This window comes from Streptomyces sp. SYP-A7185 (genome assembly GCF_046103685.1).
Lineage (GTDB): Bacteria > Actinomycetota > Actinomycetes > Streptomycetales > Streptomycetaceae > Streptomyces.
In genome coordinates this window covers 5126101-5143933 of record NZ_CP122310.1, presented here as the reverse complement: position 1 = coordinate 5143933, position 17833 = coordinate 5126101, and the positions used below count along the sequence as shown (strand labels likewise).

General features: G+C 71.9%; 17 protein-coding genes. 5 read left to right on the top strand and 12 right to left on the bottom strand.

The genetic code is table 11. The features are described 5' to 3' along the window. Window positions 1–46: 46 nt before the first annotated feature. Both QBL25_RS22575 and QBL25_RS22570 read right to left on the bottom strand, forming a co-directional pair. The gene (locus QBL25_RS22575; protein ID WP_409058832.1) at window positions 47–1111 is read right to left on the bottom strand and encodes an aspartate-semialdehyde dehydrogenase; all 1065 of its coding nucleotides are present in this window, start codon (window positions 1109–1111) and stop codon (window positions 47–49) included. After that, entirely contained in the window at window positions 1108–2379 is a 1272-nt protein-coding gene (locus tag QBL25_RS22570) for an aspartate kinase (RefSeq protein ID WP_249588720.1), read from the bottom strand. Before QBL25_RS22570 ends, QBL25_RS22575 begins: the two co-directional genes overlap by 4 nt. A 402-nt stretch (window positions 2380–2781) precedes the next feature. On the opposite strand from QBL25_RS22570, the gene QBL25_RS22565 reads away from it, so the two are divergent. Next, window positions 2782–3192 carry a PadR family transcriptional regulator gene (locus QBL25_RS22565; RefSeq protein ID WP_409058831.1) on the top strand — a complete coding sequence of 137 codons (411 nt, stop codon included), beginning with the start codon at window positions 2782–2784 and terminating at the stop codon, window positions 3190–3192. Window positions 3193–3224: 32 nt separating this feature from the next. Beyond that, window positions 3225–4349: a hypothetical protein gene (locus tag QBL25_RS22560; RefSeq protein ID WP_409058830.1), complete on the top strand. Its 1125-nt coding sequence runs from the start codon at window positions 3225–3227 to the stop codon at window positions 4347–4349. A gap of 324 nt (window positions 4350–4673) precedes the next feature. Here QBL25_RS22560 and QBL25_RS22555 read toward each other — a convergent pair whose 3' ends face one another. The 3 genes from QBL25_RS22555 to QBL25_RS22545 form a co-directional block, all read right to left on the bottom strand. Beyond that, complete coding sequence (locus QBL25_RS22555) at window positions 4674–5417, bottom strand: DUF5063 domain-containing protein (protein ID WP_409058829.1); 744 nt, start codon at window positions 5415–5417, stop codon at window positions 4674–4676. Further along, window positions 5410–6009: a recombination mediator RecR gene (recR, locus tag QBL25_RS22550; RefSeq protein ID WP_383329406.1), complete on the bottom strand. Its 600-nt coding sequence runs from the start codon at window positions 6007–6009 to the stop codon at window positions 5410–5412. Before recR ends, QBL25_RS22555 begins: the two co-directional genes overlap by 8 nt. 67 nt (window positions 6010–6076) lie before the next feature. Then, on the bottom strand, window positions 6077–6418 hold the full coding sequence (locus tag QBL25_RS22545) for a YbaB/EbfC family nucleoid-associated protein (RefSeq protein WP_409058828.1): 342 nt from the start codon (window positions 6416–6418) through the stop codon (window positions 6077–6079). A gap of 346 nt (window positions 6419–6764) precedes the next feature. On the opposite strand from QBL25_RS22545, the gene QBL25_RS22540 reads away from it, so the two are divergent. Continuing rightward, window positions 6765–7547 carry an SLATT domain-containing protein gene (locus tag QBL25_RS22540; RefSeq protein ID WP_409058827.1) on the top strand — a complete coding sequence of 261 codons (783 nt, stop codon included), beginning with the start codon at window positions 6765–6767 and terminating at the stop codon, window positions 7545–7547. 168 nt (window positions 7548–7715) lie between these two features. Here the strand turns inward: QBL25_RS22540 and QBL25_RS22535 are convergent, their stop codons facing one another. The 5 genes from QBL25_RS22535 to QBL25_RS22515 form a co-directional block, all read right to left on the bottom strand. Continuing rightward, on the bottom strand, window positions 7716–8366 hold the full coding sequence (locus tag QBL25_RS22535) for a hypothetical protein (protein ID WP_409058826.1): 651 nt from the start codon (window positions 8364–8366) through the stop codon (window positions 7716–7718). 91 nt (window positions 8367–8457) lie between these two features. Further along, on the bottom strand, window positions 8458–11088 hold the full coding sequence (locus QBL25_RS22530; protein WP_409058825.1) for a glycosyltransferase: 2631 nt from the start codon (window positions 11086–11088) through the stop codon (window positions 8458–8460). Beyond that, window positions 11085–11798: a GntR family transcriptional regulator gene (locus QBL25_RS22525; protein ID WP_409058824.1), complete on the bottom strand. Its 714-nt coding sequence runs from the start codon at window positions 11796–11798 to the stop codon at window positions 11085–11087. Before QBL25_RS22525 ends, QBL25_RS22530 begins: the two co-directional genes overlap by 4 nt. Before the next feature lie 190 nt (window positions 11799–11988). Next, a complete protein-coding gene (locus tag QBL25_RS22520) occupies window positions 11989–13350 on the bottom strand; it encodes an aspartate aminotransferase family protein (RefSeq protein ID WP_409058823.1) in 1362 nt (453 codons plus the stop codon). A 343-nt stretch (window positions 13351–13693) separates the two neighbouring features. Beyond that, complete coding sequence (locus QBL25_RS22515; RefSeq protein WP_409058822.1) at window positions 13694–14176, bottom strand: hypothetical protein; 483 nt, start codon at window positions 14174–14176, stop codon at window positions 13694–13696. 72 nt (window positions 14177–14248) lie between these two features. Here QBL25_RS22515 and QBL25_RS22510 point away from each other — a divergent pair, with 72 nt between their 5' ends. After that, window positions 14249–15067 carry a response regulator transcription factor gene (locus QBL25_RS22510; RefSeq protein WP_409058821.1) on the top strand — a complete coding sequence of 273 codons (819 nt, stop codon included), beginning with the start codon at window positions 14249–14251 and terminating at the stop codon, window positions 15065–15067. Next, entirely contained in the window at window positions 15067–16419 is a 1353-nt protein-coding gene (locus tag QBL25_RS22505; protein ID WP_409058820.1) for a sensor histidine kinase, read from the top strand. The genes QBL25_RS22510 and QBL25_RS22505 overlap by 1 nt, the downstream gene beginning before the upstream one ends. Here the strand turns inward: QBL25_RS22505 and QBL25_RS22500 are convergent. Both QBL25_RS22500 and QBL25_RS22495 read right to left on the bottom strand, forming a co-directional pair. Then, window positions 16352–17164, bottom strand: a complete 813-nt coding sequence (locus QBL25_RS22500) for a VTC domain-containing protein (protein WP_409058819.1) — start codon at window positions 17162–17164, stop codon at window positions 16352–16354. The two genes, QBL25_RS22505 and QBL25_RS22500, sit on opposite strands and share 68 nt — an antisense overlap. Then, window positions 17161–17826 (bottom strand): DUF4956 domain-containing protein, encoded by a 666-nt coding sequence (locus tag QBL25_RS22495; protein ID WP_409058818.1) that lies wholly within the window; start codon window positions 17824–17826, stop codon window positions 17161–17163. Before QBL25_RS22495 ends, QBL25_RS22500 begins: the two co-directional genes overlap by 4 nt. Window positions 17827–17833: the final 7 nt, after the last annotated feature.

The window sequence follows — 17833 nt, the reverse complement described above, 5'->3', positions numbered from 1 at the left end:
ATAGAAGCACCCCCCAGGGGCGACACAAGACCGGCTCAGGACCGGCTCAGGAATGGCGGCCGGTGAGTTCCCCCGCCACCAGCTCCGCGATCTGGACGGTGTTCAGCGCGGCTCCCTTGCGCAGGTTGTCCCCGCACACGAAGAGCTCAAGGGCGGTCGGATCGTCCAGCGCGCGCCGCACCCGGCCCACCCACGTGGGGTCGGTACCGACCACGTCGGCGGGGGTCGGGAACTCCCCGGCGGCCGGATCGTCGAACAGCACGACACCCGGGGCGGTGGCCAGGATCTCGCGCGCGCGGTCCACCGTGACCTCGTCCTCGAAGCGGGCGTGCACGGTCACCGAGTGCGTGGTCACGACCGGTACGCGTACGCAGGTGACCGCGACCTTCAGACCGGGCAGGCCGAGGATCTTGCGGGACTCGTCCCGCACCTTCATCTCCTCGGACGACCAGCCGTCGTCCCGCAGCGTCCCGGCCCACGGCACCACGTTCAGCGCCACGGGCTCAGGGAAGGGCCCGGTGTCGTCCCCGACGGCACGCCGTACGTCACCGGGGCTGGTGCCGAGCTCCGACCCTGCGACCAGCTTCATCTGGCGGCGCAGCGTGTCGACGCCGTCGCGACCGGCACCGCTCACCGCCTGGTACGAGGAGACGATCAGCTCGCGCAGCCCGAACTCGGCGTGCAGCGCGCCGATGGCCACGATCATCGACAGAGCCGTGCAGTTCGGGTTGGCGACGATGCCACGCGGGCGTACGCGCGCGGCGTGCGGATTGACCTCGGGGACGACCAGCGGCACGTCCGGGTCCATCCGGAAGGCGGCGGAGTTGTCCACGACGACGACGTCCTTGGACGCCGCCACGGGAGCCCACTGCGCGCTCACCTCGTCGGGCACGTCGAACATCGCCACGTCGACGCCGTCGAAGGCCTCTTCGCTCAGCGCGACGACCTCGACCTCCTCACCGCGCACGGCCAGCTTCTTGCCGGCCGAGCGCGGTGAGGCCACGAGTCGGATCTCGCCCCATATGTCGGCGTGCTGCGACAGGATCTGGAGCATGACCGCGCCGACGGCCCCGGTCGCCCCGACGACCGCGAGCGTCGGCTTTCCGGTCATCGTCCGGTGCCTCCATAGACCACGGCCTCGTCCGTGTCGGAGTCGAGGCCGAAGGCGGTGTGCACGGCGCGGACGGACTCGTTCGCGTCATCGGCGCGGGTCACGACCGAGATGCGGATCTCGGAGGTCGAGATCAGTTCGATGTTCACGCCCGCGTCGCTGAGCGCCTCGAAGAAGGCGGCGGTGACGCCGGGGTTCGTCTTCATGCCCGCGCCGACCAGCGAGATCTTGGCGATCTGGTCGTCGTAGCGCAGGGAGTCGAAGCCGATCGCCGAGCGCGTCTTCTCCAGCGCGTCGATCGCCTTGCGGCCCTCGGCCTTGGGCAGCGTGAACGAGATGTCCGTCAGTCCGGTCGAAGCGGCCGAGACGTTCTGGACGATCATGTCGATGTTGACGCCGGAGTCCGCGATGGCACGGAAGATCGAGGCGGCCTCACCGGGCTTGTCCGGCACGCCGACGACCGTGATCTTGGCCTCCGAGGTGTCGTGCGCGACACCGGAGATGATGGCCTGCTCCACCTTGCGGTCCCCTTGCGGTTCGTTGCTGACCCATGTGCCCTGGAGTCCCGAGAAGGACGAGCGCACGTGGATCGGGATGTTGTATCGGCGGGCGTACTCCACACAGCGGTGGAGGAGCACCTTGGACCCGGAGCTCGCGAGCTCCAGCATGTCCTCGAACGAGATCCAGTCGATCTTCTGGGCCTTCTTGACCACACGGGGGTCGGCGGTGAAAACGCCGTCCACGTCCGTGTAGATCTCGCAGACCTCCGCGTCGAGCGCGGCCGCGAGGGCGACAGCGGTCGTGTCGGATCCACCACGGCCGAGCGTGGTGATGTTCTTGCCTTCCTGGCTGACGCCCTGGAACCCGGCGACGATGGCGATGTTGCCCTCGTCGATCGAGGCCCGGATGCGGCCCGGCGTGACATCGATGATCCGCGCTTTGTTGTGGACGGAGTCGGTGATGACACCGGCCTGGCTGCCCGTGAACGACTGGGCCGCGTGACCCAGGTTTTTGATCGCCATGGCCAGGAGGGCCATGGAGATCCGCTCCCCGGCGGTCAGCAGCATGTCGAATTCACGCCCGGCAGGGATCGGGGATACCTGCCCGGCAAGATCGATCAACTCATCCGTCGTGTCACCCATGGCGGACACCACGACAACGACCTGATGGCCGTTCTTCTTGGCGTCGACAATCCTCTTGGCGACCCGCTTGATGCCCTCGGCATCGGCTACGGAGGAGCCTCCGTACTTCTGCACGACAAGGCTCACGTGCGCTCCTCGCTCAGTCCGTCTCTTACCGCACTGCTGCGGTCGGCTCAGTCTAACGAGCGGCCGAAATTCGCCGCGCGAATATCGCATGGTGAGATGTCCCGCCCACCAAGTGATCACCCACCGGCATACGCGCCCGCTCACCGGGACGTACGTTTCGACCGCTCGGCTTGGCACATGCCCGCTGGGGAGTGGAGCACTCCGAAAGTGGGGCGGGTCACAGGACGGTGACGCGGCCTTGGGTCTGGTCGGGTGGGTCCAGCCGGGTGGGTCCGGACGGGGTCTGGCCGGGTGGGTCTGGCCGGGGTGGTCCCGGTCGGAGTCTGGCCGCCGGGTGGGTCTGGTGGATGTCCGAGACTTCGACTATTCTGAAATCTGAACTAGTCGGGGAGGCGGACGGACATGACGGAATTCAGCTCCGCGTGGCTGCGTGCGGCGTTGCCGTTGTGCCTGCTCGGGATGTTGGAGCGGGGCGAGAGCTATGGGTACGCGCTGCTGCAGGAGCTGAGCGCGGCCGGGCTGTCGAACGCCAAGCCGGCGACGCTCTATCCGGCCCTGACCAGGCTGGAAGAGGAAGGCGCTGTCGACATCCGCTGGAGCGCGGGCGAGGGCGGGCCGGGCCGGAAGTACTACAGCCTCACCGAAGCGGGACGCACGCGGCTGGCCGTCGAGTACAGCGCCTGGCGGGACTTCGACGGCGTGGTGACGGCCTTGGCCGAGGGCGACAGGGCGAGCACGGCGGATGTGGCGGACACGGCCACTGCTGAGACCGCTGACACCGCTGACACCGCCGCCACGGCTGAACACGGCTGACGCGGCGGATTGACCGGGACTGGGGGAAGTTGATGACGAGCACCGAGAACGTAGAAAACGTGGAGCGGAACGCGGGCTGGCCGAGCGGCGACGACGTGCGGTGGGCCGCGGAGTTCGAGCTCGCACTGGCCGTGGAACACAATCCGCCCGAGGGACTCGCAGAGCAGGTCCTTGAGGAGGCCCGGCTGACCGCCGTCGAGGCGGGAGCACCCGTCCGTGAGGTACTCGGCGATCCCGCGGCGTACGCCGCGACGGTGGCCGCCGAGCGGATCGACGAGGCCCACCGCAGCTCGGTCGACGTCGAGGGGTACGCCCCCGGCGACCGGTTCACCAGCTCCCTGCTGCTGGCCGGGGCCCAGGTCGGTCTCTTCGGCGTGGTGCTGTGGGCCGCCAACGGGCTGTGGATACGGCTCGGCTGGCCCACCGGTGGGGCCGGGCTGCTGCTCGCCGTGCTGATCGTGCTCGTGACCGGCGTCGTACCCGAACTGCGTGCTGCCGGGCGGCTGCGTGCCGGCCGGAGGGTCGTTGCCTGTGCCGCCGTGCTCGTCGTGGTCTGCGCCGCGCTGTTCACCGCCGTCCCGCGCGGGCCGCAAGTGAGCGTTCCGGCGCCCTCGTTGTTCGTGGCCGGGGCGCTGCTCGGGGTGCTGGGGTGGCGGATTCCTCCCACGGCCGTCGGCCGATGGTTCCGTGGGCGGGGCGTGTCCGCCGAAGGGATACGGGGTGACCGGGAAGGTGCCGCAGGGGACGAGGCCTGGCTCGCGCGGCTGTTCGCGCTGCTGCGGGGGCGGCACGGGATGTCGGCGGAGAGTGCCCGGCGCTGCGTGGCCGAGGCACGGGACCATCTCGCCGCCTCGGGCGGCAGTGCCGTGGGCGAGTTCGGGGACGTCGAGGTCTATGCGCTGCGGCTCGGCGAGGGGCCGGGGAAGACGCGGCGCGCGGCCCGGGCCGAGGTGATACCCACGGTCCTGTTCACCGGCGGGCTCCTGTGGTGGGGCATAGACCTGCTGGCCACCCCGGAGCCGACGTCCCTCTGGTTCTGGGCGAAGGCGCTGGTGCTGATCGCCGGCGGCTGGGCCTGGGCCACGACGACCTGGTCCCTATGGCAGAAACTCCGCCCGAGCGACACTGGCCGCGGGGGCGGCGGCGCGGGGGCTTAGGCGGGGCCTGGGGCTGGGGGCAACGCAGGTGGCCCGGGGGCTTGATCAGCGCAGGTGGCCCGGGGCTTGATCAGAACGCGCGGCCCCGGGGGGTCTGATCAGCGCACGTGGTTCGGGGGCGCAGACGGCGCTGGGGGTGCGCTGTTCTGGACGGTGCGTTCGGGCCGGGTGGCGGAGGCTCTGGACGGTGCGTTCGGGCCCCGTGGTGGAGGCTCCGGTGGCGGAGGTTCTGGGGGTGGAGGCTGGGGGCGGGAACGGGAGGCGCCACCCGCGCCGCGCCGCGGGGCGCGGGTGGCGGGGCGCGGGGTGCGGGTGGGTGGTTCGTTACTGGACCGAGCGGAGGCCCAGGGGCCCGGCGATCTCTTCGGCCATGACCTTGCCCGCCGCTTCCGCGAGGGCGTCGTCGGCCAGGTCCTCGTCGGTGTCCAGGCCGTCGAGGTCCTCCAGGGGCTGGTTCAGGCGGACGTGCGCCACCAGGGACTGGAGGGCGCGCAGGGCGCCCGAGGCCGTGGAGCCCCAGTTCGAGAAGTACGAGAACTGCCACCACCACAGGGCCTCTGTCGTGCGGCCCGCGCGGTAGTGGGCGAGGCCGTGGGAGAGGTCGGCGACGACGTCCGCCAGGTCGTCCGAGATCCGGCAGGCGACCGGGGCCTTGCGGGGCTCGTACGGGTCGAAGACCTCGGAGTAGACGTCGATCGGCTCCAGCATGGCGGCCAGGCGCTCGCGCAGGTCGTCGACGTCGCGCTCCGGACCGAGGTCCGGTTCGTAGCGCTCGTCGGGGAGGATGTCCTCGTGCGCGCCCAGGCGGCCGCCGGCCAGGAGGAGTTGGGAGACCTCCAGGAGCAGGAAGGGGACGGCCGAGTCCGGCTCGTCGCCCTTCGCGACCTCCGTCACCGCGACGATGAAGCTCTCGATCTGGTCGGAGATCTGGACCGCGAAGGAGGCCGGGTCCTGGGCCGAGGCGTGCAGGAGCACCGTCGCCTCGGGGGTGATGACCGGATCGGTGGCGGAGGACGGCTCCGGGGAGGCAGCCGCTGCCGGATTCGTGGACTTCTGCTTCTCAGACATCTAGGAGTCGTCTCCCCTCGAAGGCGCGGCCCAGGGTGACCTCGTCCGCGTATTCCAGATCTCCCCCGACAGGGAGCCCGCTGGCCAGGCGGGTGACCTTCAGGCCCATGGGCTTGATCATGCGCGCGAGGTACGTCGCCGTCGCCTCGCCCTCCAGGTTCGGGTCCGTGGCCAGGATCAGCTCCGTGACCGCGCCGTCCGCCAGGCGCGCGAGGAGTTCTCGTATACGCAGGTCGTCAGGGCCCACCCCCTCGATCGGGCTGATCGCTCCGCCCAGCACGTGGTACTTCCCGCGGAACTCGCGCGTCCGCTCGATCGCCACGACGTCCTTCGGCTCCTCGACCACGCAGATGACGCTGAGGTCGCGGCGCGGGTCGCGGCAGATGTTGCAGAGCTCTTCCTGCGCGACGTTGCCACAGGTCGCGCAGAAGCGGACCTTGTCCTTCACCTCAAGGAGGGCGTGGGCGAGTCGGCGTACGTCCGTCGGCTCCGTCTGCAGGATGTGGAAGGCGATCCGCTGCGCGCTCTTGGGACCGACGCCGGGCAGCCTGCCCAACTCGTCGATGAGGTCCTGAACCACGCCTTCGTACACGGGGTGCCTTTCCTGCTTTTGCCGAGTATCGCGCTTTGGTACGTACGGTAGTTGGCCTGGGGCCCTCTTAGAAGGGAAGGCCCGGGATGCCTCCGCCGCCCAGGCCCTGCGCGAGCGGGCCCAGCTTCTCCTGCTGGAGCGCCTGCGCGTTGTCGTTCGCCGCCTGGACCGCGGCGACCACCAGGTCCGCGAGCGTCTCGGTGTCCTCGGGGTCGACCGCCTTGGGGTCGATCACCAGGCCGCGCAGTTCGCCGGAGCCGTTGACCGTCGCCTTGACGAGGCCGCCGCCAGCCTGGCCTTCGACCTCGGTGCGCGCGAGTTCCTCCTGCGCCGCCGCGAGGTCCTGCTGCATCTTCTGGGCCTGCTGGAGCAGCTGCTGCATGTTGGGCTGGCCACCACCGGGGATCACGATCAGCTCCTGTCTCGGTTGGTCCGGGTTGGTTCGGAACGGTCTGTGGAGGTATTTACGGCGGATTTTCCACCTGGAACGAGCCTACGTGGTCGTGGGTGCCCTCGCCCCAGCACTCTTTCGAGTGAGATCGGCCGTCCTCCTATACCTGATCAAGCACCTCTTCCGGGCGGAAATACCGCGAAAAAGGGCTCATGGCCACCCATTGGGCGGTAGGACTGGGGCTGCGCATGAGCAGACGACATCTGTCGCATCAGCACCAGTCAGTACCTACTGTCACAGCGCGCGCACCGTACGGAACCGCCGCAGGGAACAGTCAGGGATCTCGTAGAGGTAGGAGTGCCGGGTGAGCCAGCCGGAGATGCAGCCCGAGGGGGTGCCCCATGAGGGGCAGGGTGGCGGGGCGGGTGCGCAGGGGGGCGTTCCTGGTGGCGGGACCGGTGGCGGGGACGGCTCTCGGCTCGGTGATCTGACGGGGCGGGTCTTTCCCCTCGGCGACTGGGGAGAGCCGGCGTCGCGGCTCGACGAGTTGTACCGGTGGGTGGAGCGGGGCGCGCTCAACACCGCCGAGTGGTACTTGTCCGACCGCGCGTGGAAGCGGCGCGGGGCGCGGCTCGCGCGCGTCGGGGCGGCGGTGGGGGCGGTCGGCGCGGGGGTGTTTCCGCTGCTCGATCTGGCGGGGGCGGTGGGGAACGTGGCCACCTGGGGGTTCGTCTCGCTGCTCGCGGGCGCGGCGTGCGTGGCGTGCGACCGGTTCTTCGGGCTCACGTCCGGGTGGATGCGGGACGTGGCCACCGCGCAGGCCGTGCAGCGGCGGCTTCAGGTGCTTCAGTTCGACTGGGCGTCGGAGAACGTGCGGGAGGTGCTCGGGCCCACCGAGGGGACGGCAAGTGAGGCCGCCGAGCGGTGTCTCGGGGTGCTGCGACGGTTCTCGGAGGACGTGACGGAGCTGGTGCGGTCCGAGACCGCGGACTGGATGGTGGAGTTTCGGTCCGGGCCCGCGCCCTTGGCCATGCAGGCCGTGGTGCCCTCCTCCCGGGGGGAGGCGGGGGTTCCTCCTGTACGGGCCGCCTTGCCGCCCGGGGCTCGACCCAACATGCCCCGGCAGCGGCCGCCGGAGCCTCGCTGAGGGGGCCCGGGGCAGGGCCTCGGGGCGGAGCCTTGGGGGCGGGGCCTTGGGGCGGGTGGGGGCCCTGCGGGGCTTTCCCCCATCCCGCCCCTTACCGAAACCGGGGCTCCGCCCCAGACCCCGCTCCCCGAGCGCCGGAGGGGCCGGAAAGCAGCCTGTGTGCCGGGGTCAGCTGTAGATGATCATTGAGCCCTGGGCCAGGCTTCGGGTTGTTGCCGCGTGCAGGCCCAGCCAGACGTGGCGTTCCCTCGCGAAGGGGCTGTCGTCCGGTGGGGCCGGGGCCGCGGGTTCCTCCAGGGAGGTGGGGGCCTCGGGCGGGGTCGGTGGGCGCGGAGGGTTGGACGCGTCGATGCCGATGGAGGGGGCCACGAACTCCAGTTCCCTCAGCAGCGCCTGGGCCGAGCCCAACGGCCCTCCGCCGGAGAGGAGTTCGTCGTTCGAGAGAGGCGCGGGGAAGTCGACGGGGACGTACGCCCCCGCGTGGTCGTAGTGCCACACCAGATGCGACTGCTGGGCCGTGGTGTCGAACATCTCCAGCAACTGCTCGTAGTCCCCGCCCAGTTCGTCCACCGGTGTGACCTCCAGGCCACAGACCTGGAGGAGATACGCCCGGCGCAGGAAGTGCAGCGCGTCGTAGTCGAATCCAGCGACCGGGGCCACGTCCCCGGAGAGGCCCGGCATGTAGGCGAAGACGGGGACAGGGGGGAGGCCGGCCTCGTGCAGCGCCTTGTCGTACGCCGCGATCTCCTCCGCGAAGGGGTTGTCGGGGCTGTGGCACAGCACGTCGACGAGCGGGACCAGCCACAGGTCACAGGCCAAGGGTGCTCCTCAGGTCAGGGTCATACGCGGACGGCATATCGGACGTCGGACGTTCCTCGCGTGCAGGCAGCGTAGTCCGGGCGGGCGCCCCCTAGCTCCCCTTGTGCAGATCCCAGATCCACACCCCGTCTACCCACTTTGCGGGCCGGTCAAGGAGTTCCTCCACCGTCGTCCGCAGCGCGTCGTCGTGCTCCTGCGGCGCGAGGACCACGACGCCCGCGTTCCAGTACGCCAGGTCCTCGCGCGCGACCCTGCGCCACGCGTCCGTGATCTGCGGGGCCCGACCCGAGGCGCGGACGTCCCGCAGGAGGTTGGAGGTGTTGCGGGGCGAGGCGCCGTAGATGCCCACGCGGTCCGGGCCCCAGGGCCCGTTGAAGTAGCCGCCGGGGAGGCGGAAGCCCAGGCCGGCGGTGGTCTGCCAGTGCAGTGCCTCCGCGCCCGCCGGGTCCGGGAGCGGCACCGGCACGAGGGACTCGCCCTCCCCCACGTACTTCTTCCAGGTCCCTTCGGCGATGAACGCGGGAGGCTGCGCCCGCTCCACGGCCCGCAGCGGCGCCGGCACGATCGGCAGCAGCGCGAGGGCCACCGCGGCCACACCCGCGTACCGCGCGGCCGTCGCCCCCCGGGGAGCACGGCCCGGCGCATGGTCCGGCGCACTGCTCGGCGCTCGGTCCGGCGCATGGTCCGGCGCATGGCTCGGCGAACGGCGCGGGGTAGCGAGCAGGGGAGCCAGCGCGAGGGCCACCAGCATGCCGAGCGCCGGGGCGCACACCATCGCCACCCGCGACTCGATGACCGACTCGAACAGCGGGAGCTTGGCCAGCGCCGCCCAGGGGCCGGGGAGCACGATGTCCGTCAGCGGAACGCGGAACTTCGGGCCCAGGGAGAGGACGGCCGCCGCGAGGACCGTGAAGGCCAGCGCCTTCACCACCGCCCGCTCCCACAGCCGTACGACGATCGCGAAGGAGAGGGCGACCAGGGGCCAGCCGTAGAACGCGTTCTGCTCGGTGGGGTTCTGGGCGAGGGCGGACGCCGTCTCCACGTTGCCCGCGAGCGAGCGTTCCGCGAAGGAGAGGAGCGCGAGCGGACTGTTGCCCGCGTTGTCGCCGTGCAGCACGTTCGTGTAGCTCTGCGGGCCGAAGAACTGCCAGTAGAGCGGGAAGGCGACCAGCGGCACGGTCACCGCCACGGCGATCCCGAGGCCGCGCGCCAGGGGCCGGAACGCGCGCCGGGCCACGTCCGGGCGCGCCGCGCCGTAGGCCGCCGCGAACAGCAGCATGCCCACCGCCGCGAGCAGGAGGGGCTCCTCGCCGAGGAAGATCTGGTACGTCGTGAAGAGCCCGAGGACGACTCCGTCGCGGACGACCCGGGTGGCCTGGATGTCCCGGGTGGCACGGATGTCCCCAGTGTCTCTGATGCCCTGGGGGTCTCTGATGCCCCGAGCGTCCCCGGCCTCGCAGAGCCGCAGGGCCCTGTCGATGATCAGCGGGATCATGAACAGGACCATGAAGTTCGGGTGCGCGTGGGCATGGCTGACCATCGGTGGCGCGAAGGCCGCCAGTGCCGCGCCGACCGCTGCCGCGCCCCGGTGCCGTACGAGACGCTTGCGGAGCAGCCAGTACCAGGCGACGGCGGTCGCGGCCAGGCCCAGCGTCATCGCCGCGTTGAGGGCGACCGCGGGGCCGAGGAGCCAGGTCACGGGGGCGAAGGGGACGGAGAGGCCGAGCATGACCGTGTTGGCCATGAGGTTCACGCCGTCGGGGGCGTTCTGGAGGGTCGTGAAGAGGGGGTTCTGGAGGTGGCGGACGTTGTCCGCCGTCACCGCGAAGAACCACTCCCACTGATTCTGGTCCTGGAGGGAGTCGGGGAGATAGCGCCCGCCCGGTGCCACCCAGCGGCCCGAGTAGAGGGTGATGGCCATGGCCAGGAAGAACGCGGCGACCAGGAGGTCCTTGGGGCGGATGGCGCGGGCCTTGAGCGAGGTCAGTTCGGCGAGGACCTTCGCGTAGTCGAACGGGCGGACCTTCGAGCCCTCTTGGTGCGCCCAGCGCACCGGCACCTCGGCGACCGGCCAGCCGGAGCGGCGGAAGTACTGGAGTATCTCGACGTCTATGCCCCAGCCGCGCAGGCGCGAGGCGGCGAAGGCTTCACGGGCACGGTCGCCGTCGAAGAGCTTGAAGCCGCACTGGGTGTCGCGGACTCCGGGGACGGCGACCGTACGTATCAGGAAATTGCCGGTACGGCCGAGGAGCTCGCGCAGGCGGTGCTGGTGCCTCGCGATCGTCGCGCCGGGGCGGGCGCGGGAGCCTATCGCTGCCGCGTGGCCCTCGGCGAGCGCCTTGTCCAGGCACTCCAGCTCCTCGATCGGGGTCGCCAGGTCGGCGTCGGTGATCAGGACGCGGTCGCCGCGGGAGGCGAGGACGCCCAGGCGCAGGGCGTGGCCCTTGCCGCGGTTGCGGGGGGAGTGGACGAGGCGGACGCGGGAGTCGGCGGCCTCGGCGTCGGCCGCGACGTCGAGGGTGCCGTCGGTGGAGCCGTCGTCCACGACGATGAGCTCCCAGCTGGGGCGGTGGCCGCTCTCGGCCTTGCCGCCGCCTCCGGTTCCGGAGGCGGTTCCCTGCTCGTTTCCGTCGTCCAGGTAGGCCCGGATCGCGGCGAGGGTCGGGGCCAGGCGCCGCTCCTCGTTGTAGGCGGGGACGACGACGGTCAGATCCACGCTCATGCAGCGGCCAGCCGCTCGATGAGGGCGAGGGAGTGCGCGTTGTACTCGTCGACGATCGCGTGCGCGGCCTTCGGGTCGCGGTGCGCGAGGGCGTCGACGAGCTCGGTGTGCCGGGCCCAGAGGGTGCCGCGCAGATCGCCGTCGCCGCGTTCGACGGCGCGGCGGAGGTAGGTGACGGCGCAGACCCAGGACTGGACGCGGATGCGGTGCAGGAAGTCCGAGAGGTAGGGGTTGCCGAAGAGGGCGCTGAGCTCGCGCCAGAAGCGGAGGTCGTAGCCGATGAGGACGTTCAGGTCGCCCGCGCAGGCGGCGCGTGCGGCTTCCTCGCCCCGGCGGCGTACGGAGATGAGGGCGGCGGTGGCTTCCTTCGGGCCCTTGGGCCCGAGGGGGGTGCCCTTCTTCACCAGATCGCGGAAGATCCCGTCCGCGACGAGGCCGCGGGCCTCCAGCATGCCCCGGTAGTCGGCGAGGGAGTGCTCGTGGACGCGGTAGCCGCGGTGCTGGTCGGCGTCGAGGAGGCCTTGCGCGGCGAGGTTCACCAGGGCCTCGCGGACCGGGGTCGCGGAGACGCCGTACTGCTCGGCGATCTCCTTGACCGTGAATTCCTGGCCCGGCTCCAGTCGGCCGCCGAGGATCTCGTCGCGCAGCGCGTCGGCGATCTGCTGGCGCAGAGTGCTGCGGATGACGGCGGAGCCGTCGGTGCCGGGCATCTGGATTCCCTCGGAAGTCTTGGCCTTGTTCCTGCTTACGAGCACGTCAGACTACGCGGTCGGGGTTCCCGGGGGCGGGGGTGTTTCTCCGAGGGGCGCCGCCGCCCTGCTGCGGGCGGCGCCGGTGGGCCCCGTACCGCCCGGCCGGGGGTGGGAGGCGGTCCGGCCGGGCGGTTGGGGGCCCCAGGGGTCAGGACGTGTGGGCGTCCGCCGCGGTGAGCGCGGTGTCCAGGGCCGCCAGGCCCTCCTTCGCCTCCGTCTCCGTGATGTTGCACGGGGGCACCACGTGCGTACGGTTCATGTTGATGAAGGGCCACAGGCCCTGCTTCTTCGCGGCGGCGCCGAACGCGGTCATCGGGGCGTTCGCCTCACCCGTGGCGTTGTACGGGACCAGCGGCTCGCGGGTCTCCTTGTCCTTGACCAGCTCCAGGGCCCAGAACATGCCCAGACCGCGGACCTCCCCGACGCTCGGGTGCCGCTCGGCCAGCTCCGCGAGGGCCGGGGCGATGATCTCCGTGCCGACGCGGGCCGCGTTCTCGACGACGCCCTCGTCCTCCATGACGTTGATCGTCGCCACGGCCGCCGCGCAGGCCAGCGGGTGGCCGGAGTACGTGAGACCGCCCGGGTAGGGCCTGCGGGCGAAGGTCTCGGCGATGGCGGAGGAGATCGCCACGCCGCCCAGCGGGACGTAACCCGAGTTCACGCCCTTCGCGAAGGTGAGGAGGTCGGGCACGATGCCGCCGTCGAAGTGGTCGGCCGCGAACCACTTGCCGGTGCGGCCGAAGCCCGCCATGACCTCGTCCAGGACGAAGACGATGCCGTGCCGGTCGCAGATCTCGCGTACGCCCTTGAGGTAGCCCGGCGGCGGGATCATGATGCCCGCCGTGCCCGGGACGGTCTCCAGGATGATCGCCGCGATCGTCTGCGGGCCCTCGAAGGCGATGGTGTCCTCGAGGTGCTGGAGGGCGCGCTCGCACTCCTGCCGCTCGTTCTCGGCGTAGAAGGGGCTGCGGTACAGGAACGGCGCCCAGAAGTGGACGACGCCCGCCGTGCCGTTGTCGGAGGGCCAGCGCCGGGGGTCGCCGGTGAGGTTGATCGCGGCGGAGGTGGCGCCGTGGTACGAGCGGTAGGCGGAGAGGACCTTGGGGCGGCCGGTGTGGAGGCGCGCCATGCGGGTCGCGTTCTCCACGGCCTCCGCGCCGCCGTTGGTGAAGAAGATCTTGTCGAGGTCGCCGGGGGTCCGCTCGGCGATGAGGCGTGCGGCCTCGGAGCGGGCTTCCACGGCGAAGGCGGGGGCGAAGGTCGTCATCGTCGCCGCCTGCTCCTGGATCGCGGCGACGACCTTGGGGTGCTGGTATCCGATGTTCGTGAAGACGAGGCCGCTGGTGAAGTCGAGGTAGCGGTTGCCGTCGTAGTCCCAGAAGTACGAGCCCTCGGCGCCGGCTACGGCGAGGGGGTCGATCAGTTCCTGGGCGGACCAGGAGTGGAACACGTGCGCGCGGTCCGTCGCCTTGACGGCGGCGCCGACCTGGGGGTTCGGCTGAGGGGTCATGTGGGCGAGGGTAAATGTCCACGGTGTGGACACGACATGGGCGGTCTGTTTTGCGGGGGTGGGGGGTACTGGACAGTGTGTCGGGGCTTGGGCCCCCCGGGGGGGGTGGGGCCTCCGTGGATTCGCCCCCGGCTGCGGGCGGCGCCTTATTTTTCCCCGACCCCGCCCCTTCCCGAAAACCCGCTCCGGCGCGGGGGCCTTGGTCACCGTCATCGCCGGCTGCGCCGAGCTCGTCCTCAAACGCCGGACCGGCTGTAACCGCACACCCGCACCACCGACTGCCCTCAGCTCGTCCCCAAACGCCGGACCGGCTGAAAAAACAACCCGCCCCGACCCCGCCCCCTCAGTCGTCCGTGTCCGCCACCACCCGCGCCACCGGGCGGCCCTGCTTCCCGCAGTCGATCTCGTACGGGAGGTCCTCGCGTTCGTCGTCGTCGCTCGGTTCTGCCTCCAGACGGGCCGTCGCCGCCGGGCCCCGTTCCACGTCGTCGTCGATGTGGAAGCCGTCCGCCGGGCTCCAGGAGACCAGGTACACCGTCCCGTCGCCCCTGCACTCCACCGTCGCCGTCCCGCCCGTGAACCGCAGCGTCGATCTCTCGGCGGGCTTCGGGGAGTGCGTCCGCGACCCCGACGGCGTGGGCGCCGGAGGGGACGGTGTCGCCGATGTCGCCGCCAGCGCCCTCTCCACCGCCTCCTCGTCCAGCGGACGACTGTGCGCCGCCACTCCGCTGTCCGCCGTGGCCAACTGCCAGGCGCCCAGGGCCCCCGCGGCCGTGCCCACTCCCACCCATGCCGCGGTCACCACCGCGCTCCGCCACTTCCTCATCCGGCCACTGTGCCGCACAGTTTCCTAACGCCCGGTTAAGGGCTGCCCAAAGCAGCTGACTACGGTGGATGTATGGCCCATCTTCTTGTCGTGGAGGACGATCCCCAGTTGCGCGGCGCCCTGGTGCGGGCCCTGCGCGACAGAGGGCACGCCGTCGCCACCGCGCCCAGCGGCATGGCGGGCCTGGACACCGCGGTCACCCACCGCCCCGACCTCGTCGTGCTCGACCTGGGGCTCCCGGACGTGGACGGCGCCCAGGTCCTGCGGATGCTCCGCGCCGTCAGCGACGTGCCCGTCATCGTGGCGACCGCGCGCGACGACGAGCCGGAGATGGTGGCGGTCCTGGAGGACGGGGCCGACGACTACATCGTCAAGCCGTTCGGCGCCGCCCAGCTCGACGCCCGCATCAAGGCCGTCCTGCGCAGGCTCGGCGCGACCGAGGCGGCCGAGGAGCCCCTGCGCGTCGGCGGCCTCGCCATCGACCCCGCTTCCCGCGAAGTCACCCTGGACGACCGGCCGCTGGACCTCACCCCGCGCGAGTTCGACCTCCTCGCCTACCTCGCCCACCGGGCCGGCCAGGTCGTCTCCCGCCGTGAACTCCTCGCCGAGGTGTGGCAGCAGCCCCTCGGGGGTGCCGACAAGACCGTCGACGTCCATCTCTCCTGGCTCCGCAGGAAACTCGGCGAGACGGCCCAGGCCCCCCGCTACCTCCACACCGTCCGCACGGTGGGCGTCAAGCTCACGCCGCCCGGAGCATGCCCCGCCGATCCCCCCGACGGGCCTCCTGACGGGCCTCCCGACGGACCACCGGAAGCCCGTCCCGGCCCGACGCCCGCTTCCGGTCCCGCGGCTTCCGGTCCCGCCCCGACCCCCGGTCCCAGGGCCCTCTGATGCGCCGCAGCCTTCTCCTTCTCACCGCCGCCACCACCGCCCTCGTCCTGACCGCGCTCCTCGTCCCCCTCACCCTCCTCACCCGCACCCACGCCGCCGACCGCACCACCGCCGAAGCCACCGCCCGGGCCCAGTGGGTGGCGCACGCCCTCGGGCCCGCGCTGGCCACCCCGGACGAGCGCGAGACCGCCGAGCAGACCGTGGAGAGCGTCAACACCCAGGACCTGCCGGTCACTTCGCTCGTGCTCGGGGACGGCACCGTCATCGGGCCCGACCCCGGGCAGCGCGGCCGCGGCCGGGTCACGGACGCCATCCGGCTGGCCCGCACCGGACGCGCCTTCACCTACGAGCCCTCCACCGGCGGCCGCGAGGTCCTCGTCCCCGTGCAGGGCGCGGCCGGCGGCACCGCCGTCGTGCGGGTCACGCTCACCGAGCGGCAGCTGTACGCGGGCACCATGACGTCCTGGCTCGTCCTCGCCGGGATCGGGGTGGGCCTCGTCCTCGTCGGGCTGCTGCTCGCCGACCGCCTCGGCGCCCGGCTGGTGGGCGCGACCCGCCGCCTCGCCGGGACCGCGGACCGGCTCGCTGCGGGCGACCTCACCGCGCGCGCCACCCCCGAGGGGCCGCCCGAACTCCGCCTGGTCGCGGGCGAGCTGAACCACCTGGCCACCCGCATCGGCGAGCTGCTCACCGCCGAGCGCGAGAACGCCGCCGACCTCGCGCACCGCCTGCGCACCCCCGTCGCCGCCCTGCGCCTGGACGCCGAGACCCTGCGCGACGCGGAGGAGGCGCACCGCATCGCCGCGGACGTCGCCGCCCTGGAACGCAGCGTCGACGACGTGATCCGCAAGGCCCGGCGTCCCCTGCGGGACGCGCCGTACGCGGATCTGGCCGCCGTGACGCGCGAACGCGTCGCGTTCTGGCTGCCGTTGGCCGAGGACCAGGGCCGAACGACGGAGCTCTCGGCGCTCGGCGGCACGCACCCCGTGCCCGTCCCCGAGGACGATCTGACCGCCGCCGTCGACGCCCTCATCGGCAACGTCCTCGACCACACGCCCCAGGGCACGCCGCTGCGGATCACCGTGCGCACCACTCCGGCGGGCGAGGCCGAACTCACCGTCGCCGACGAGGGACCCGGCCTGCCGCCCACCTACGCGGCACAGCGCGGCACCAGCGGCGGCGGCTCCACCGGCCTCGGCCTGGACATCGCCCGGCGGACGGCACAGGACGCGGGCGGCACCTTCGACATCGCCTCGGACGCGACCCGCGGCACCCGGGTGACCCTCACGTTCCCGCCGGCGCCTGCGCGGCCCGCGGAAACGCGACCCGGACGGCCCGGGCCCACCGGTTGACGCCCAGTTCGGGCCGCAGGGCGGCGAATCCGCCGCAGTACTTCGTGAACTCCGCGGCCCGCACCCCGTACCGGTGGAGGACGCGGTCCGCCTCCGTCAGATGCCCCTGCGTCTTGGTCTCCACCAGGACGAGCCCGGGGTCGGCCGCCACCGAGCGGCCCGTGGCCACGTCCCGCACGACCAGGCCCGCGTCGCACGTGATCCGCTGGCCGTCGGCCACGAAGGTCGCCCGCCGGTACTCGGTGACCAGCGCCGTCGTCAGCCCGGCCGGCGCCTCGATGCCGTACGACCCGCTCAGCACCCCGGCGAGGAACCCCTGGCGCTCGGGATCGAGCACGCGGTCGTCGCCCTCCAGGCGCCGGCGGTGCTTGACCGTCTCGCCGCGGCCGCTCTTCAGCTTGATCTCGAACTGCCGCTCGCCGCTGTCCCGGTAGACCCGCTCCCGGATGCGGTAGCGCAGCCGTCTGCCCTGCCGGTGGTGGTGGTAGGTGAGCAGCTCGGGGGTGTCGTAGTACGTCGAGTGGTACGAGAACCAGCGCTTTCCGCCGATGCTCAGCGCCCGGAAGGGGCCCGAGGGGCGGCGGGGGTCCGTGAGCAGCGCGGCCAGGTCGTCGAAGATCTCCACCGGCACGAGATAGCTGTTGTCGAAGCGGGCGAGCAGTTCGGCGCGTGCGTTGAGCTCGTCGAGCGCGATGGGGTGCGCGGCGAGCGCGGCTCGGCCGATGGCGCGTACGGCGGGGTTCACACGGTCTCCTTCTGGTGGGGGACGGCAGGCGTGCGGGACCGGGTCGTGCGGCGTCGTGGTGCTGTAGGGACGAACTCCCCGGACAGCGCGGAAGGTTCCGGCTGACGGAAACGGACTTCCAGAACCATGAGGTCGCGGACGTAGTCGACCTCCCGGACGGTCCAGCCGAGCGGCTCCCCCAGGCGCCGAGCGAGTTCGGCACGGAGTGCGTCCTCCTCGCGGTACACGGCGTCCAGGGTGATGACCGCGCGCCGGTCGCCGGAGAAGAGGCGGGGGTGGTCGGCGGCGTACATCACCAGGAGCAGCACGGCCGCGAGTCCGGCGGCGACCGGCAGGCCGAGCCCCGGAAGCCCGCACAGCAGGCCCAGGACGAGGGTGATGAAGTAGTACGCCACTTCCTGGTGCTGGAGCGCGTCCGAGCGCAGCCGCACGATGGACAGCACCCCGAAGAGCCCGAAGCCGAGCGCGAGGCCGCCGTTGCCGCCGGCGCTCGCGAGGGCGGAGACGACCGCGAAGAGCGCCACGTTCAGGGCGAGGTAGGCGGGGACCAACTCCCTTCTGCGGTGCCGTGGATAGAAGACCCCGAAGGTCAGGAGGGTCACGGCGACCAGGTCGAGCCCGAGGTGGGCGGCCATCTGTCCGAGGTTCTCTGCGCTGTCCATGACCGGG

Coding starts and splice junctions, on each gene's coding strand:
- QBL25_RS22575 (WP_409058832.1), bottom strand. CDS start 1,111: ATGACCGGAAAGCCGACGCTCGCGGTCGTCGGGGCGACCGGGGCCGTC.
- QBL25_RS22565 (WP_409058831.1), top strand. CDS start 2,782: ATGACGGAATTCAGCTCCGCGTGGCTGCGTGCGGCGTTGCCGTTGTGC.
- QBL25_RS22560 (WP_409058830.1), top strand. CDS start 3,225: ATGACGAGCACCGAGAACGTAGAAAACGTGGAGCGGAACGCGGGCTGG.
- QBL25_RS22555 (WP_409058829.1), bottom strand. CDS start 5,417: ATGTCTGAGAAGCAGAAGTCCACGAATCCGGCAGCGGCTGCCTCCCCG.
- QBL25_RS22530 (WP_409058825.1), bottom strand. CDS start 11,088: ATGAGCGTGGATCTGACCGTCGTCGTCCCCGCCTACAACGAGGAGCGG.
- QBL25_RS22525 (WP_409058824.1), bottom strand. CDS start 11,798: ATGCCCGGCACCGACGGCTCCGCCGTCATCCGCAGCACTCTGCGCCAG.
- QBL25_RS22520 (WP_409058823.1), bottom strand. CDS start 13,350: ATGACCCCTCAGCCGAACCCCCAGGTCGGCGCCGCCGTCAAGGCGACG.
- QBL25_RS22515 (WP_409058822.1), bottom strand. CDS start 14,176: ATGAGGAAGTGGCGGAGCGCGGTGGTGACCGCGGCATGGGTGGGAGTG.
- QBL25_RS22510 (WP_409058821.1), top strand. CDS start 14,249: ATGGCCCATCTTCTTGTCGTGGAGGACGATCCCCAGTTGCGCGGCGCC.
- QBL25_RS22505 (WP_409058820.1), top strand. CDS start 15,067: ATGCGCCGCAGCCTTCTCCTTCTCACCGCCGCCACCACCGCCCTCGTC.
- QBL25_RS22495 (WP_409058818.1), bottom strand. CDS start 17,826: ATGGACAGCGCAGAGAACCTCGGACAGATGGCCGCCCACCTCGGGCTC.